Source organism: uncultured Phascolarctobacterium sp. (assembly GCF_905212365.1).
GTDB lineage: Bacteria > Bacillota > Negativicutes > Acidaminococcales > Acidaminococcaceae > Phascolarctobacterium_A.
On sequence record NZ_CAJMEH010000015.1, the window covers coordinates 19,677 to 35,933 of the forward strand.

General features: G+C 48.3%; 17 protein-coding genes and 1 rRNA gene. 13 read left to right on the forward strand and 5 right to left on the reverse strand.

Annotation, left to right across the window (positions count from 1 at the left end; translation table 11 throughout):
- Positions 1-39 precede the first annotated feature (39 nt).
- Genes jag through rpmH form a run of 5 tightly spaced genes read right to left on the reverse strand, consistent with a single transcriptional unit; the run spans position 40 to position 2,410 of the window.
- On the reverse strand, positions 40-936 hold the full coding sequence (gene jag, locus QZ105_RS04125; RefSeq protein ID WP_293728590.1) for an RNA-binding cell elongation regulator Jag/EloR: 897 nt from the start codon (positions 934-936) through the stop codon (positions 40-42).
- Between the two features lie 25 nt (positions 937-961).
- Positions 962-1,591, reverse strand: coding sequence for a YidC/Oxa1 family membrane protein insertase (locus QZ105_RS04130; protein ID WP_293728591.1), 630 nt, complete (start codon positions 1,589-1,591; stop codon positions 962-964).
- Between the two features lie 43 nt (positions 1,592-1,634).
- A complete protein-coding gene (gene yidD, locus QZ105_RS04135) occupies positions 1,635-1,844 on the reverse strand; it encodes a membrane protein insertion efficiency factor YidD (RefSeq protein ID WP_293728592.1) in 210 nt (69 codons plus the stop codon).
- 12 nt (positions 1,845-1,856) lie between these two features.
- The gene (gene rnpA / locus QZ105_RS04140) at positions 1,857-2,216 is read right to left on the reverse strand and encodes a ribonuclease P protein component (RefSeq protein ID WP_293728593.1); all 360 of its coding nucleotides are present in this window, start codon (positions 2,214-2,216) and stop codon (positions 1,857-1,859) included.
- Between the two features lie 59 nt (positions 2,217-2,275).
- Positions 2,276-2,410, reverse strand: a complete 135-nt coding sequence (gene rpmH / locus QZ105_RS04145; RefSeq protein ID WP_021718820.1) for a 50S ribosomal protein L34 — start codon at positions 2,408-2,410, stop codon at positions 2,276-2,278.
- Positions 2,411-2,770: 360 nt separating this feature from the next.
- Here rpmH and dnaA point away from each other — a divergent pair, with 360 nt between their 5' ends.
- From dnaA to QZ105_RS04210, 13 genes are all read left to right on the forward strand, one after another.
- The gene (gene dnaA / locus QZ105_RS04150) at positions 2,771-4,153 is read left to right on the forward strand and encodes a chromosomal replication initiator protein DnaA (RefSeq protein ID WP_293728594.1); all 1,383 of its coding nucleotides are present in this window, start codon (positions 2,771-2,773) and stop codon (positions 4,151-4,153) included.
- 259 nt (positions 4,154-4,412) lie between these two features.
- Positions 4,413-5,522 carry a DNA polymerase III subunit beta gene (gene dnaN, locus QZ105_RS04155; RefSeq protein ID WP_293728595.1) on the forward strand — a complete coding sequence of 370 codons (1,110 nt, stop codon included), beginning with the start codon at positions 4,413-4,415 and terminating at the stop codon, positions 5,520-5,522.
- A gap of 10 nt (positions 5,523-5,532) precedes the next feature.
- Complete coding sequence (locus QZ105_RS04160; RefSeq protein ID WP_293728596.1) at positions 5,533-5,757, forward strand: RNA-binding S4 domain-containing protein; 225 nt, start codon at positions 5,533-5,535, stop codon at positions 5,755-5,757.
- The gene (gene recF / locus QZ105_RS04165; RefSeq protein WP_293728597.1) at positions 5,754-6,884 is read left to right on the forward strand and encodes a DNA replication/repair protein RecF; all 1,131 of its coding nucleotides are present in this window, start codon (positions 5,754-5,756) and stop codon (positions 6,882-6,884) included. The genes QZ105_RS04160 and recF overlap by 4 nt, the downstream gene beginning before the upstream one ends.
- Entirely contained in the window at positions 6,884-7,681 is a 798-nt protein-coding gene (locus QZ105_RS04170; protein ID WP_293728598.1) for a DUF721 domain-containing protein, read from the forward strand. The genes recF and QZ105_RS04170 overlap by 1 nt, the downstream gene beginning before the upstream one ends.
- Complete coding sequence (gene remB, locus QZ105_RS04175; RefSeq protein ID WP_293728599.1) at positions 7,665-7,907, forward strand: extracellular matrix regulator RemB; 243 nt, start codon at positions 7,665-7,667, stop codon at positions 7,905-7,907. Before QZ105_RS04170 ends, remB begins: the two co-directional genes overlap by 17 nt.
- 18 nt (positions 7,908-7,925) lie before the next feature.
- Positions 7,926-9,872, forward strand: a complete 1,947-nt coding sequence (gene gyrB, locus QZ105_RS04180) for a DNA topoisomerase (ATP-hydrolyzing) subunit B (protein WP_293728600.1) — start codon at positions 7,926-7,928, stop codon at positions 9,870-9,872.
- 37 nt (positions 9,873-9,909) lie between these two features.
- Positions 9,910-10,209: a hypothetical protein gene (locus tag QZ105_RS04185; RefSeq protein ID WP_293728601.1), complete on the forward strand. Its 300-nt coding sequence runs from the start codon at positions 9,910-9,912 to the stop codon at positions 10,207-10,209.
- 44 nt (positions 10,210-10,253) lie between these two features.
- Entirely contained in the window at positions 10,254-10,922 is a 669-nt protein-coding gene (locus tag QZ105_RS04190; RefSeq protein ID WP_293728602.1) for a thiamine diphosphokinase, read from the forward strand.
- Between the two features lie 24 nt (positions 10,923-10,946).
- The gene (locus tag QZ105_RS04195; RefSeq protein ID WP_293728603.1) at positions 10,947-11,723 is read left to right on the forward strand and encodes a TSUP family transporter; all 777 of its coding nucleotides are present in this window, start codon (positions 10,947-10,949) and stop codon (positions 11,721-11,723) included.
- Between the two features lie 51 nt (positions 11,724-11,774).
- The gene (gene gyrA, locus QZ105_RS04200; protein WP_293728604.1) at positions 11,775-14,225 is read left to right on the forward strand and encodes a DNA gyrase subunit A; all 2,451 of its coding nucleotides are present in this window, start codon (positions 11,775-11,777) and stop codon (positions 14,223-14,225) included.
- A gap of 255 nt (positions 14,226-14,480) precedes the next feature.
- Positions 14,481-15,278 carry a MetQ/NlpA family ABC transporter substrate-binding protein gene (locus tag QZ105_RS04205; protein ID WP_293728605.1) on the forward strand — a complete coding sequence of 266 codons (798 nt, stop codon included), beginning with the start codon at positions 14,481-14,483 and terminating at the stop codon, positions 15,276-15,278.
- A gap of 497 nt (positions 15,279-15,775) precedes the next feature.
- A 16S ribosomal RNA gene (locus QZ105_RS04210) occupies positions 15,776-16,257 on the forward strand; the annotation flags it as partial.

Below are 16,257 nucleotides of genomic sequence, written 5' to 3' on the forward strand. Positions count from 1 at the left end.
AAATATAACCCAGTAAAAGCTTACTGGGTTATAAAATCTTTATTTTTTCAATTCGATTACTACATGGCGATAAGGATCGTCGCCCTCGCTAAGGGTCGTAACCCGGCGATCGCCCTGCAGGGCCATGTGGATGATCTTACGCTCATGGGGATTCATCGGCTCCAGCGCTACGCGCTCGCCGGTGCGTTTAACCTTATCTGCCAGGCGCACTGCCAAACGGCTCAGGGTTTCTACGCGGCGGTCGCGGTAATCCTCCACGTCGATGATTACGCGCACGCGCTCGCTGCTGTTTTTATTAGCCACCAGATTAGTCAGATACTGCAAGCTGTCCAAAGTCTGTCCATGCTTGCCGATCAAAATGCCCATATCGTCGCCGTGCAGCTTAAAGGTAACGCTGCCGTCGTTCTTATTGATGAATTTTTCCATTACCACGTCGATCTTCATAGCATTGAAGACCTTCTGCAAAAATTCCTTGGCGGCATTGACAGCCTCGTCGTTCACCGCATATCTGCGGGGCTCGCGGACCGGACGCTCACTTTTTAAGGATTCCAAAGCGGAAATAGCCGAATCCACAGCCTGCTCCTTAGCGGCTGCTGCCTTTTTCGTAAATTCGTCGGCGGCGCTGACCGCTTCCGTTTTCACGCTGTCGGCCTTTTTCGATACCGTATTCACAGCGATAGCGGCTGCTTCCTTAACGGCCTTGACAGCCTCGGCCGTAGCCTCGCCCACGGTTTTTTCCGGAGCCTGCGGCGCAGGAACTGCCTGCTCCTTCACGCTTACGCGCACCTTGGCGTCCTTGCGGCCAAAACCGAAAAAGCCCTTTTTACCCTCTTCAATAATTTCTACATCGGCTTGTTCGGCGGTGACGTTTAATTCCTTTAAAGCCTCGGCAACAGCGTCCTCTACGCTCTTGCCAGTTTTTTCAACAAAAGCCATCTCTCTTTCACTCCTTTTGATTTGGTTACTTGCCGGCAGCCTTGTTCATCATGGTCTGTTGAGCAATCTGCATAATATTCATTACTACCCAATACAGCACCAGGCCTGCCGGGAAGGATAAGCTGATGTAACCAATAAACAAAGGCATAAAGTAGAGCATAATCTTATTTTGCGGATTGCCAGTATCAGGCATGGTCTGCTTGGACGAAATAAAAGTCGTCAGCGCGGACAATACCGGTAAAATATAAGTGGGGTCGGGGTTGGAAATGTTTTCCATCCACAAAAAGGCCGCGGAGCCAGCATAATGGAAATCACGGATACCGTAGAAGATACCGATCATAATCGGCATTTGAATCAAAAGAGGCAGGCAGCCTGCCAGGGGGTTTACGCCCTCGCTTTTATAAAGATTAGCCAATTCCATATTCAGGCGCTGCTTATCGTCTTTGTATTTTTCCTGAATCGCCTTCATCTTCGGCTGCAGCTCCATCATAGCTTTGGTGGATTCAATCTGCTTTTTGGAAAGCGGATACAAAATCAGCTTGACGATAATAGTCATAAGCACAATAGCCAGACCGTAGCTGGGCATTCCCATGCTGCTGGTCAAATTATAGAGTATAGTAATTACCTGCTGGACTATATTGCTGAGAAAATCCAAAATATCACTCCTCGAAAATAAAGCGTTAGTTTATTTTTAGATATTATTTAACAGGATCATAACCGCCGGGATGATAAGGATGGCATTTGGCAATGCGCTTCAGTGCCAGCCATAAGCCCCTGACAGGCCCCTTTTTTTGTATCGCCTCGATAGCGTAGGCGGAACAGGTGGGATAAAACCTGCACGTCGGCGGAAACAGAGGCGAAATAAAGAGCTGATAAAATCTTATACCTAAAATCAATATCCTACTCATAGCCTTCTATCCTTATTCCTGCAGCAGCGCTGCTCTTTTTGCCAGTCTTAAAAAAACACGTTCAAAAGTCTTATAATCGGCCTTCGTCAGCTTGCGACGGGCCACCCAAACTATATGATACCCTTTTTTAAGCTCTGCGCGATGCATACGGAAAGCCTCCCGCATCCTTCGCTTAATTCTGTTGCGTACCACGGCGCAGCCTAATTTTTTGCCTACGGCAAGGCCGATTTTCAGATCGTCGCCCTGATCCGCAAGAATATAAAAGACCGACATACCGTCAACTACGGTACGTCCCTTGCCATAAACGCATTGATAACTTTTCTTGGATTTCAGTCTGTTGATTTTTTTTAACGTATACTTTTTCTTCTGCATTAAATGCGCACCTGCCCGCATGGAAAAAATAGGCCACTTGCGCGGCCTATTTTATAATGTTATGCAGACAATTTCTTTCTGCCTCTAGCACGTCTTCTTTTGAGAACTTGACGACCGCCCAAAGTTTTCATTCTTTCTCTGAAACCATGAGTTCTTTTTCTTCTGAGATTATTAGGTTGAAAAGTACGTTTCATTCAGTATTCCCTCCTTACCACCGCAAAATTTTATCAAATTCTATGTATCTGAATTGATAGCTGTTTTAGCGCCGCAACGCAGCCCAGCGTCGCCTGAAAAAGCGCGCACCTAGAGCAATGCACGGTATTACTGAAATATTATATGAGAAAATAAAAATTTCGTCAAGTAGAAAACGCTCATTTTACAGCGCTTCCAAGAAATTTTGTTAAGAAATTTGCGAAGTTATCCACAGTCTGCTAAAATATATATGGATAATTTAGAAGTTAAAACGCAATTCTCGGCACTTGCTCAGCTCACGGCAGAGCCATGCAGGCTGTCGTTTTTATTTTTTCTAAATAAACAAGGAAAGGATGTTCCCTATGAGTTCCTATGATTTAGCAGAAATCTGGGTGAAATGCAAGGAAAAATTCAAGGAATCAGTCAATGAAAAGATATTCGACGTTTGGATTAAGCCCATTATGCCGTTGGAAGTAACCGACTCCTATTACAAGGTAGCCGTCAAAAATACCTTTTTCAAAAATATGCTGGAGGAAAATTACGCCTCCGTCATCGAAGGTATTCTTTCCGGCATTATGGGTAAAAATATTAAGCTGCTCATCGAAACCATGGACAACGGGCTCATAGAGCCTGCGTCCCAAGAGCAGGCCCCGGAAGCAAAGCAGCCCAAGACCCAGCAGCAGCAGCTTTTCAACGAAAAGACCAGCTCCCAAGAAACAGTGGAAAGCAATTTAAATCCCAAATTCGTTTTTGAAACCTTCGTCATCGGCAATTCCAACCGCTTCGCTCACGCCGCCGCTCAGGCGGTAGCCAACAACCCGGCCCACGCCTACAATCCCCTGTTCCTGTACGGCGGCGTAGGCTTAGGCAAAACCCATCTAATGCATGCCATCGGCAATCGCATCAAGCAAAATAATCCCAGCATGAAGGTGCTGTACACCTCCAGCGAAAATTTCACCAACGAAATCATCAACTCCATTCAAAATAAAAATACGGAAGCCTTCCGGCAAAAATACCGCAATATCGATTGTTTAATCATCGACGATATTCAATTTCTTAAAGGCAAGGAGCAAACACAGGAAGAATTTTTCCATACCTTCAATGCTCTCAAAGACGCCAATAAACAAATCATCATCTCCAGCGACCTTCCTCCCCGCGAAATTGAAACTCTGAAAGATCGGCTGCGCTCCCGCTTTGACCAGGGCCTGAAAGCCGACATCCAGCCGCCGGATTTGGAAACCCGTATAGCGATTCTGCGCACTAAAGCGGCCTCAGACCATATTCAGATGCCCAACGACGTCATTACCCTGCTGGCTACCAATATCGCTACCAATATCAGAGAAATCGAAGGCGCTTACACAAAAATTATCGCCTACTCTTCGCTTATGGATATGCCCATTACCGTCGAAACCGCGCAAAAGGTACTCACGGACATGGGCAATACCGTTAAAACCAGCACTATCACCTTTGAAGGCATCATCAAGGTCGTAGCCGAGCATTACAATATCAAAGAGGAAGAGCTGTTCAACAAAAAGCGCACGCAGAATATCGCCTATCCCCGTCAGATAGCCATGTACCTGTGCCGCGAGCTAGCAGACCTTTCCTATCCCCGCATCGGCGAGCTTTTCGGCGGGCGCGACCACACCACTGTCATTCACGCCTACGAAAAAATCAGCAAGAACAAAAATACTAATTTAGCGCTGCAAAGCGAGCTGCAAGAAATGACTAATATCCTACGCCAATAAAGCAAAAAGTTATCCACAAAAACTGTTGATAACCCAGCTTAAAACTGTGTATAACTTTAAGAAAAAGTTGATAGAAATTTTGCCTGTAGATTCCGTGTAAAATATTTCCCGCTTATACACAGGCTTATCTACAAGTGGAAAACCGCAGTACCATCAGGCTCAGAGGTCTTTTCCACATAACTAACAGGCTCTACTACTACGTCGACTACTTTTATAAAATTATTATAGTAATAATATATTTAAGGAGGACTGTGAACAAATGCTGATCACCTGCAACACTAACGCTTTGAATAAAGCTATCCAAACTGCTCAAAGAGCCATTATTTCCAAACCAAGCACACCTATTTTTTCCTGCATTCATATTTTTACCAACCAAGATAAATTAGCAATTCAGGCAATGGACCTTAATATGGCTATTTCCTGTACTATCGACGCGGATATTACCGAACCGGGGGAAATAGTAGTTTCCGCTAAGCATTTATCCGAGCTTATCCGTAAGCTGCCCTGCGAAAGCCTGACTATTACGAAAAACAGCGAGCAAAAAACAATCAAGGTCAGCTCCGGTAAATCGGAATTTAATCTGCTCTTAATGAATGAAGACGATTATCCTAAATTCCCCGATTTTGACGGCAATAAAACCATTACAATCGCCGATGAAAAAATCAAGGAGCTGATTAAAAAAACTATTTTCTCCTGCTCTACCGACGAAGCGCGTCCCCTCTTTACCGGCGTTTTAGTTGAAGCCAAGGAAGAAAAAATTACCTTTGTCGGCACTAATACCCATCGTTTGGCGATTAAATCCTCCGCTCAAGCTACAAGCGAGCCTATGAGCATGATTATTCCCGCCAAGGTGCTGAACGAAATTACTCGTAATTTAACGGGGGAAATTCCGCAGGAGGTAAAAATTTCTCTGCTCAATAATCAAATAATGGTAATTATCGACAATGTGGTTATCGTTTCCCGTTTGATTGAAGGCAAATTCCCCGATTACAACCGGGTTATTCCCGCTAAATTCGCTGTCAAGACCGAGGTTAACGCTAAAGAATTAGCCGGAGCCGTAGAGCGCGTAGCGCTGTTTTCCACCGAGGGTGATTACAGCATTATCAAAATGAGCGTGGACGCAGAGGAAATGACGATTACCTCCAGCAGTCCCGACGTAGGCACGGGACGCGAGGTTATTGCCTGCTCCACGGAGGGCGACCAGCTGAACGTAGCCTTTAACTCTAAATATATTCTGGACATTCTTAAAAATATTGAAGGCGACGAGGTAACGCTGTCTATGAACACCTCTTTGAGTCCGGTCTGCGTTACCTGCGAGGAAGAGGCGGATTACGTTTATATCGTAACTCCCGTGCGCGTAGTTTTCTAAGGAGCGAAAAATGCAGAAAGAAAACGTAGCTATCACTACCGAATTTATTACTATGGATAAGCTGCTGAAATTTTCCGGCGTGGCCGAAACCGGCGGACAGGCCTTTTTGATGGTGGAAGACGGCGTCGTTAAGCTGAACGGCAAAACGATTACCGAAAAACGCAAAAAGGTTTATCCCGGCGACGTGGTTAACGTGGATAATCAGATAGAGCTTACCGTTACTGTGGAAGCATGAAAATCAATCGTTTATACGCCGTAAATTTTCGCAATTACAGCAGCTGCGAGCTTTCGCTGCCGTCCATGATTAACGTCTTTTACGGCGCTAACGCCCAAGGAAAAACTAATCTGCTGGAGGCTATTTTCTACAGTGCCTTCGGCCTTTCCCACCGCACGACGGCGGAGGAAGAGCTGCTGCGTCTGGGGTCGGAAGCCATGGCTGCGGGCGTGGAATACGAAAGCTATAGCGGCAGGCACGAGGTCAAGCTGAAAAAATACCGGCAGCAGGAGCGCTGGAAAAAGGAAATTTTGCTGGACGGCGCTAAGGTGCGTCCCAGGGAGCATTACGGAGCCTTGAACGCTGTCATGTTTTCGCCGGAGGATTTGCAGCTGGTGAAGGGCGAACCGGCGCTGCGGCGGCGCTTCTTCGATATGCAGATATCTCAGACGGACCCGGTATATTACGATTTACTGGTGAAATATAACCGCGTGCTGCTGCAGCGCAACCGTTTGCTGAAGGAGCTGCGGGACGAGGGCGGCAGCAGCGCGGCCCTGCGTCCCTGGGACGAAGAATTTATTCGCCTGGCTGCCGGGATTACTAAAAAACGGTTGACTGCTTTAGCTAAGCTGGAGGGTATTGTCAGCGATATTTACGCTTCAATTACCAGCAACAAGGAACAGCTGGCGGTGCGCTATGAGTTGAAGGCCAATAACGGCCAGCTGCTGTATCCGGCGGACGATGCGGCCTGCGGCGAAGATTTTTACCGCCGCAGTATGGCGGAGCGCCAGCGCGTCGACATTCTGCGCGGCAATACGGGCGTTGGCCCCCACCGCGACGATTTGCAGCTGCTTTTAAACGGCACGTCCCTGCGTTCCTTCGGCTCCCAGGGCCAGCAGCGCAGCGGCGCTTTAGCCTTAAAGCTATCCCAGCTGGAATATGTGCGCCGTCAGCTGGGAGAATTTCCCGTGTTGCTTTTAGACGACGTAATGAGCGAGCTGGACAACAGCCGCCGGGCCCAGCTGCTGCGTTTTATCGACGGGCGCGTACAGACCTTTATTACGGTTAACGACCGGGAGCTGATTCCTGCTTTGGCAGGCAACGCTTATTTTAAAATTGAAAATGGTGTGATAAGCGAGGAAAAATAATGTATGCCGATAAATTTGCCAGCGCCGACGAGGCTATGCAGCGCTTATTCGACCCTCGCCTGCGTTTGTTCGACAGACGCAACAGAGCGCGGGAAATAACGCCTGCACCTGCGGCCAAGCAATTATATTTGCAGCACAGTCTGATGAGCCGTTGGAAGGAAATCTGCGGTCCGCATTTGGCAGATAAATGCTCTATTCAGAAAATCGAAGGTCAGGAGCTTTATGTAAGTACGGCAAATTCAGTTCTGGCCAACGAGCTGTACATGATGCAGAGCCTGTTTTTGCAGAAGGTAAATTCCTGTCTTGGCGGCCGATTGAAAATAAAAAAGGTTTATTTTCACAGCGGCTCACTGCTGCGCCGTAAGGAAAAGCAAAGGCTGGCGGAAGAAGCTCCGCCCCCGCCGCAGTATACGGTCTGCCCCCGATGTGGCGCGAGAATGCTCAAGGGTTTGGAAATATGCAGCGTATGCGACAGACAGCAGCGCGAAGAGCTGCGGCACAAGCTTGTCGAGCTGCTGCGTATCCAGCCGTGGCTGACCTATGAAAATTGCCGCTTATACTGTCCATGTGATAAAATATTATTTACGTTCGTTCGCGACGAGCTGAAGGGCTATTACTGCGAGCGGGTGCGCCAGGGCTTCGCCGATAAAAAGGAAAGCCTGCTGGCAGTACTGTTCGTCACGGGAAAGCAGCCGGAGGAGATTACTCCCCAGCTGTATGAAAACACATTGACTTATTTACGGAGGGACCAGAATGTATCTGCATTTGGGAGCCGACTGCATGGTAAAAAACAGTGAAATAATCGCCGTTTTTAATCTGCGCCACAGCCAGTCTTTAATTTACAGCGATTATGTTAAGGAGTACGCCGGAAGATATAAAATAGTGGACGCGGCTGGCGGCGAGGAATACGCCAGTCTGATTCTGACGGCCGATACCATGTATCTGTCCTCCATTTCTTCCCTTACTTTGAAAAAACGCGCTGAAACCGGCCTTGCCGGAGGCGCTGTCTATACTAATTTTTAAAATTTAACGGAGGTAAACATGACCCAGGAAAAGGATATTGACATTGAGGAAGCTACTGCCGTCAATGGTAATTACAACGCGGAGCAGATTCACGTTTTAGAAGGCCTGGAAGCAGTGCGTAAAAGACCTGCCATGTATATCGGCAGTACGTCGGCCCGCGGTCTGCACCACTTGGTGTACGAGGTTGTGGACAACAGCATCGACGAAGCCCTGGCCGGACACTGCAACGATATCAAGGTCATCATTCATGAGGATAACAGCATTACGGTTATCGACAATGGCCGCGGCATTCCGGTGGATGAGATGAAAAAGGAAAAGAAGCCTGCCGTCGAGGTCATTATGACGGTGCTGCACGCCGGCGGCAAATTCGGCGACGGCGGCTATAAGGTTTCCGGCGGCCTGCACGGCGTGGGCGTTACCTGCGTTAACGCATTGAGCGAGCATATGGAAGTAGAAGTACGCCGCGGCGGCAAGCGCTACGGTATCGAATTCAAGCAGGGGCATACCTCCAAAAAGCTCTATGTAAAGGGCGAATGCGATACTACCGGTACGACGGTACATTTCAAACCTGATTCCAGTATTTTTACGGAAACGGAATACAGCTACGATACCTTGCGCCTGCGTATCCGCGAGCTGGCGTTTTTGAACAAGGGGATTACTATTTCGCTGACGGACGAACGGCCTGAAGGTCGCAGCGAAACCTTTCACTTTGCCGGCGGCATCATCGAATTTGTGGAATTTGTCGACCAGAACAAGGATAAAATCAATCTCAAGCCCATTTATCTGGAGGGCGAAAAGAGCAGCATCATCGTTGAGGTGGCTATGCAGTACTGCGACACCTATAACGAGAATATCTTCACCTATGTTAATAATATCAATACGGAGGAGGGCGGCACTCATTTAAGCGGCTTTCGTAAGGCTCTGACCCGCACGATAAATAATTACGCCCGTGCCAATAAGCTGCTTAAGGATAACGAGGACGCTTTAAGCGGCGACGACGTGCGCGAGGGCTTGACAGCAGTTTTGAGCCTGAAGGTTCCTAACCCGCAGTTTGAAAGCCAGACGAAGATTAAGCTGGGCAACAGCGAGGTTATGCCCATCGTCGATAATCTGGTAGGAGACGCTTTGGCGGAATTTATGGAGGAAAACCCTGCCGCGGCTAAGAAAATCGTCGATAAGGCCATCGTGGCAGCCCGCGCCCGCGTAGCTGCCCGCAAGGCGCGCGAGCTGACGCGGCGCAAGAATGCCATGGATTTAGGCGGTTTGCCAGGAAAGCTTGCCGACTGCAAGAGCCGCAATGTTGAAGACACTGAAATTTATTTGGTCGAGGGCGATTCCGCAGGCGGCAGTGCCAAGCAGGGACGCAATTCCGATTTTCAGGCCATTCTTCCCTTGCGCGGCAAAATTTTGAACGTGGAAAAGGCGCGCTTGGACCGTGTGCTGAGCAGCGAGGAAATCCGCAATATGATTACGGCTTTCGGCTGCGGTATTGGCGACGATTTTAATTTGGACAAAGCGCGCTACGGCAAAATTATTATTATGACCGATGCCGACGTGGACGGCGCGCATATTCGTACCTTGCTGTTGACCTTCTTCTATCGCTATATGCAGCCCTTGATTAAGGAAGGCCACGTTTATATTGCACAGCCTCCTTTGTATCTGATTCGCAAAAATCAAAAGCAGCATTATTACGCTTACAGTGACGAGGAGCTGCAAAAGATTTTGGACGAAGTTGGCCGTGAAAATAATCCTTATGTGCAGCGTTACAAAGGCTTGGGTGAGATGAACCCAGGACAGCTGTGGGAAACGACGATGGACCCGGAAAAACGCACGATTTTGCAGGTGCATTTGGAGGACGCCGCCGAGGCCGACAGCATCTTCTCCATCCTCATGGGCGATAAGGTGGAGCCCAGACGACAGTTTATCGAAATTAACGCCAAGAAAGTAAGAAATCTTGATTTATAATGCGCGTTTGCTATTTTAACGCGACGAGGTGCGATAAATGGTAAAAATAAAAAAAGGCCTTTCCGACGCGGATATGCTGAAAGGCTTTAATGAAAATTTAACTTTTGAAAACGGTATGTACGCCGAAGAAAAAATTACGCCAAGCAGAATCAAAAACGCTAAAGCTCCGGCAAAAAAGGAATTGCTGCTGCCGGAGGAAGCGCAGGAGCGCTTAAATCGTTTTCTTTTGGAAATCAGCATGGAATGGCTGAAAAATAAAAACGGCAACTGCACTTGGAAGGTGCTGAAGGAAGACGGCCAGATAGTTATTAAACCGGCGGCCGTCGCTAAAAAATAATGGCTGCGCTTGTAGAATTTCCGGAATGCAACGTGGTGTTTCACGTGAAACATGGCGGCGAAGGCGCGCCCGGTTTGCTCGTCGTCGTTGCGGGAGGACGTGCTCCGGCTAAAGTGTGGCTGCGTGAAATTGCGCGGCAAAAAAAAATTTGCTGCGCCGACCGCGGCGCGCAATATTGTTTGGAAGCCGGGCTTTCCCCCGCCTTGCTCGTCGGCGACTGCGACAGCGCAGCTAAAGAAATATATGCCAAGGCTGAGTCTTTAGGAGCGCAAATTTTTTTGCATCCTCCGGCGAAGGACGACACCGATTTGCAGCTGCTGCTGAAAAAAATGCCTCCGGGCAACGTAGTGGCGACGGGAATTTTCGGCGGGCGCTTCGACCATCTTTTCAGCAACGTCTATTCCCTGCTGGCTTTTAAAAAGGAGCGCGGCTGTAGCGTTGCGCTGGCGGACGAGCAAGAATTTTTGCTGCTCCTGGACGCCGGCGAAAAAGTGGAAATATCTTTACAGGATAACAAAGCGGCGCAGGCCGTTTCTCTGCTGCCTTTAAGCGCAGAATGCCGCGTAAGTATCGGCGGCGTGCGCTGGCCTTTGACCAACGCCTTACTAACGCAGGCCCGTCCTTACGCTATCAGCAACGAGCCGTTGACGGGAGCATTTACCGGCGAATGCCTAGAGGGCAGCGTCGGCCTGTATATCAGTTGGCGAAAATAAATTGATTTATAATGAGGGATGCTTGTGGAAAATTTTGCAGGAGCTTTGGATTTAGGGACTGTCCTGTTTTTAATCGTGGCAGGCTTTATTTCGGCGTTCATTGATTCTACTGTTGGCGGTGGCGGTCTTATTTCTACTCCCGCTTTGCTCAGTCTGGGGCTGCCTGTCCCCTATGCTTTGGGAACTAATAAGGTTGCGGCTTCCGTTGGTTCGCTGACCAGCGTAATTTCTTTTTGGCGTGCCGGAAAAATTAAAAAGGCGGCGCTGGCCTTAACTCCCCTGTCCTTTATAGGATCGGCTTTGGGGGCTTATGTAGTTTACCTGCTGCCGGAAAAGCTGATGAAAAATATTATTGTAGTGCTGTTGGTTTTGGTAGCCGTCTATACTTATCGCCGCAAGGATTGGGGCGATACGGGAACGGTGCAGCAGCTGGGGGCACAGGCTTTGGCGGGCGCTTTTGTTATGGCCTTTGCCATCGGCTTTTACGACGGCTTTTTCGGCCCCGGCACCGGTTCGTTTTTAATATTTGGCTTTTTATATTTAGGCTATGATTTTGTAACTGCCGCAGGCAACGCCAAGGCGCTGAATTTTGCCAGCGGCGTCGGTGCGTTGGTGTCGTTTGCTGTGAGCGGTACGATTATTTGGTCATATGGTGTGATTATGGCTTTAGCCATGATGATTGGCGCTGTCTTTGGATCGCGTATGGCTATAAAAAAGGGAGCGTCGTATGTGCGTCCTCTTTATCTTTTGGTAACTACTCTGCTTATAGGCAAGCAGGTTTATGAGATATTACTGAAATAATCTTTTTGTGAATTTAATTTTATGAAGTGTTTGTGAAAGAAAGGTGATTAGGTGGATACTTTAGAACCGATTACTGGTAAGGTCCTGCCGGTGTATATCGAAGAGGAAATGCAAAAATCCTATATCGATTACGCTATGAGCGTTATTATTCAGCGCGCTCTGCCTGATGTGCGCGACGGCTTAAAGCCTGTACATCGCCGTATTTTATACGCTATGCAGGAAGCAGGCATGACTCCTTCCAAGCCCTATAAAAAATCCGCTCGTATCGTCGGTGAAGTTTTAGGTAAATATCATCCCCATGGCGACAGCTCTGTTTATGATGCTATAGTGCGTCTGGCTCAGGATTTTTCTACCCGTTACCTGATGGTTGACGGACACGGAAATTTTGGCAGTATCGACGGCGACAGCGCCGCAGCTATGCGTTATACAGAAGTGCGCATGGCAAGGCTGGCCGAGGCTATGCTGGATGATATTGAAAAAGATACCGTGGACTTTGTGCCGAACTATGATGAATCCTTGCAGGAGCCAAGCGTACTTCCTTCTAAGGTCCCTGCCCTGCTGATTAACGGCAGCGCCGGTATCGCCGTAGGTATGGCGACCAATATTCCGCCCCATAATTTATGCGAGGTAGTAAACGGCCTCGTGATGCTCATCGATAATCCCGACGTGGAAATTTCGCAGCTGATGACGGCCATCAAAGGCCCTGACTTCCCTACCGGCGCCTGCATTTTAGGCAAGGAGGGCATTACCAGCGCCTATACTACGGGCCGCGGCGTGGTAAAAATTCGCGCTAAGGCCGTAATCGAGCCTGCTAATAAGGGCAAGCATAATATTATCGTCAGCGAAATCCCCTATCAGGTCAATAAGGCCAATTTGATTAAGGATATCGCTCAGCTTGCTAAGGACGGCGCTATCGAAGGCATCAGCCATATCGACGATTATTCCAACCTCAAGCATGGCATCCGCATCGTTATCGAGCTGAAAAGCGACGCCGTGCCCGACGTGGTTTTGAACCAGCTGTACAAGCATACCGCTCTGCAAAGCTCCTTTGGCATTATTATGCTGGCGCTGGTTAACGGTCAGCCGCGTATTTTGAATTTGAAACAAATTTTGGAATACTATCTGGCCCACCAAAAGGACGTTATTACTCGACGCACCCGCTACGAGCTGGGCAAAGCCAAGGACCGCGCTCATATTTTAGAAGGCTTGAAAATTGCGCTGGATAATCTGGACGCCGTTATCAGCACCATTCGCAACAGCGCTACGGCTGATATAGCCAGAGTAAATTTGATGGAGGGCTTCAATTTAAGCCAGCGTCAGGCCCAGGCTATTTTGGATATGCGCTTGCAGCGCTTGACCGGCCTGGAGCGTAAAAAAATCGACGAGGAGTATGTGGACGTTCTGGAAACCATCGACTGGCTGGAAAGCGTGCTGGCAGACGAGCGCAAGGTGATGAATATTATTAAAGAAGACCTGCTGGAGATGAAAAAGAAGTTCGGCGACGAACGCCGCACGGAAATTTCCCGCGATTCCTCTGATATGGACGTCGAGGATTTGATTGCCGAAGAGGATATAGTGGTAACTATCAGCCATCAGGGTTATATTAAACGCCAGACGCTGGATAATTTCCGCAACCAGAAGCGCGGCGGCGTGGGCAAAACCGGCGGCAGCGGCAAGAAAGAAGATTGCGCAGAGCATCTCTTCCTTTCCACCACTCACCATAATATTTTGTTCTTTACGAATAAGGGCCGCGTATATCGCCAAAAGGGTTATGAAATACCTGAAGCAGGACGCACGGCTAAGGGGACCGCTATTATTAACCTGCTGCCCTTGGAGCAGGGAGAAAAAATTACGGCGGTTATTCCGGTGAAAGAATTTGCCGACGAGCAGTTTATGTTTATGGCGACCAATAAGGGCACGGTTAAGAAAACCAATCTGAAGGATTTGGAAAGCGCCCGTAAGGCCGGTCTGGTAGCTATCAACCTGGATGAAAACGAGGATTTGATTGGCGTTGAGCTGACCGACGGCAACAGCGAAATTATTCTGGCTACCCGCAACGGCGTAGCTATCCGTTTTGACGAGCAGGATGTGCGGCCTATGGGACGCACGGCTCATGGCGTGCGCGGCATCAGCCTGAATTACGGCGATGAGGTTGTGGCCATGGACAGCGTTCCTAACGAAAATTACGAGGTGCTGACGGCTACGGAATTTGGCATGGGCAAGCGCACGGCGGTCAGCGAATACCGCAAGCAGACCCGCGGCGGCAAGGGCATCATCAATATTAAGATTACGGAAAAAACCGGCTGCGTAGTCGGTATGCGCGTAATCAATCCCGCGCAGGAGATTATGATGATTACCTCCGGCGGCATCATTATCCGCATCGACGTGGACAGCGTTTCGCAGTATGGCCGCAATACTCAGGGCGTAAAGCTGATGACGCTGAACGAAAACGATAAGGTAGTTTCCTTAGCGGCTATTCACCATGAGGACGACGGGGAGTAAATAAAAGCTTAAAATTGTTCTGCTTTTAAAACTATAGCGTGCTTCCGCACTTTCGGAAGCACGCTTTCTTTGTGTATATAAGACTGCAGGTAACAAAGCATAATTGGTTTTAGCTGTCGTAGTTATTTTGACTTGTTACATTTTTTACAGCTCTACTAAAATAGTAGGATATATGAAACTTTCTGTTGACATCCTGATTACTTAGTAATATACTAGGTTTTAAATTTACAGGGTATCATCAAGGAGGTAATAAAGATGGTAAAGAGATTATTGATATTGGCCTTGGCGCTGACGGCTTTGCTGGCGGCAGGCTGCGGCGGCAGCGAAGCAAAAAAGGAAGCTGCTATTAAGGTTGGCGCTACAGCTGGCCCCCATGCGGAGGTTGTCGAAGCCGCGGCTAAGGAAGCCGCTAAAAGCGGCCTCAAGGTGCAGGTTGTAGAGTTTTCTGATTATATTCCGCCGGATAAGGCCTTGGCCGACGGCGAGCTGGATTTGGCAAGCTATCAGCATAAGCCGTTTTTGGATAATTTTAATAAGCAGAATAAGAGAGATTTGGTTCCTATCGGCAACGCTATTTTGATGCGCATGGGCATTTACAGCGATAAGGTGCATGATGTTAAGGATATTCCCGACGGCGCAATTATTGCTATCCCCAACGACCCGACTAACGGAGGCCGCGGCTTAATGCTGCTGGAGCGCGCAGGCGTTATTAAATTGAAGGATGGCCTGGGCATGAAAGCTACTCCTAACGATATCGCCGATAATCCTAAGCATATTCAGATCAAGGAGCTGGAGGCCGCGCAGCTGCCCCGCAGTTTGGCCGACGTAGATGCGGCTGTTATTACTATGAACTATGTTATGAGCGGCGGCTTGGACGTTAAGAAACAGAATATCTTCTTAGAGCCTAAGGACGAGCCTTTGGCTGTAATGATTATCGCCGCTCGCAGTAAGGATAAGCCGGAGTATAAGGAGTTTGTTAAGGCTTATCAATCCGAGGCCGTAAGAAAATTCATTGCCGATAAATATAAAGGTACTATCGAGCCTGCGTTTTAAAAGCGAGCTGCGATGGAGTTAAACTGGCACTCAAAACTTTTTTCAGAAGCTTTTGAGTGCCGGTTTTTCTTAATTGCCGATAGAAGCTTACACGATTCAAAATCACCGCTGCTTCCTGACGACAAAATTACGGAGCGAAAAATGCATTCCAGCTTAGAACGGCAACTTGATTTTGGCTTTTGATAAAAATTTTGTTAAAAAATTTATCCTGTGAAGCTTAGCGGATTCAATACTTTCTTTGCCAACGCAGCCTTGCGTATCGCAAAAAATGTTAAAAAAGTTACGAAAAAAGTGTTGACATAATGATGGACGAGTGGTATTATATACAAGTCGCCGCGATACGGCAGTAAATAAACGCCAACATCGCTAGACAGGTAAGTTCCTTGAAAACTGAACATAAACCTAAAAAAGCGAATGTGCGGGTCGAGCGCGTAAGCGCAAGACCAAGTCAAATATTTCTTTTAATAACTAAGAGCCAATCGGTTCTTCAATAAACTTTATTGGAGAGTTTGATCCTGGCTCAGGACGAACGCTGGCGGCATGCCTAACACATGCAAGTCGAACGGAGAGTGTCCGACACCGAGAATGCCTCGGTCGGACGCCAGGCGGTAAAAATTGCGCAGCAATTTTTACTACGCCTCTCAAGCATGACTGACACCAAAGCGAAATCTTCGGAGAGGGTTTTCGGTGTTGGACACTCTTAGTGGCGAACGGGTGAGTAACGCGTAGGCAACCTGCCCTTTAGATGGGGACAACATCCCGAAAGGGGTGCTAATACCGAATGTGACAGTCCTTCCGCATGGAGGGATTGTGAAAGATGGCCTCTACATGTAAGCTATCGCTAAAGGATGGGCCTGCGTCTGATTAGCTAGTTGGTGGGGTAACGGCTCACCAAGGCGACGATCAGTAGCCGGTCTGAGAGGATGAACGGCCACATTGGGACTGAGACACGGCCCAGACTCCTACGGGAGGCAGCAGT

Coding starts and splice junctions, on each gene's coding strand:
- jag (WP_293728590.1), bottom strand. CDS start 936: ATGGCTTTTGTTGAAAAAACTGGCAAGAGCGTAGAGGACGCTGTTGCC.
- yidD (WP_293728592.1), bottom strand. CDS start 1,844: ATGAGTAGGATATTGATTTTAGGTATAAGATTTTATCAGCTCTTTATT.
- rnpA (WP_293728593.1), bottom strand. CDS start 2,216: ATGCAGAAGAAAAAGTATACGTTAAAAAAAATCAACAGACTGAAATCC.
- rpmH (WP_021718820.1), bottom strand. CDS start 2,410: ATGAAACGTACTTTTCAACCTAATAATCTCAGAAGAAAAAGAACTCAT.
- dnaA (WP_293728594.1), top strand. CDS start 2,771: ATGAGTTCCTATGATTTAGCAGAAATCTGGGTGAAATGCAAGGAAAAA.
- dnaN (WP_293728595.1), top strand. CDS start 4,413: ATGCTGATCACCTGCAACACTAACGCTTTGAATAAAGCTATCCAAACT.
- QZ105_RS04160 (WP_293728596.1), top strand. CDS start 5,533: ATGCAGAAAGAAAACGTAGCTATCACTACCGAATTTATTACTATGGAT.
- recF (WP_293728597.1), top strand. CDS start 5,754: ATGAAAATCAATCGTTTATACGCCGTAAATTTTCGCAATTACAGCAGC.
- QZ105_RS04170 (WP_293728598.1), top strand. CDS start 6,884: ATGTATGCCGATAAATTTGCCAGCGCCGACGAGGCTATGCAGCGCTTA.
- remB (WP_293728599.1), top strand. CDS start 7,665: ATGGTAAAAAACAGTGAAATAATCGCCGTTTTTAATCTGCGCCACAGC.
- gyrB (WP_293728600.1), top strand. CDS start 7,926: ATGACCCAGGAAAAGGATATTGACATTGAGGAAGCTACTGCCGTCAAT.
- QZ105_RS04185 (WP_293728601.1), top strand. CDS start 9,910: ATGGTAAAAATAAAAAAAGGCCTTTCCGACGCGGATATGCTGAAAGGC.
- QZ105_RS04205 (WP_293728605.1), top strand. CDS start 14,481: ATGGTAAAGAGATTATTGATATTGGCCTTGGCGCTGACGGCTTTGCTG.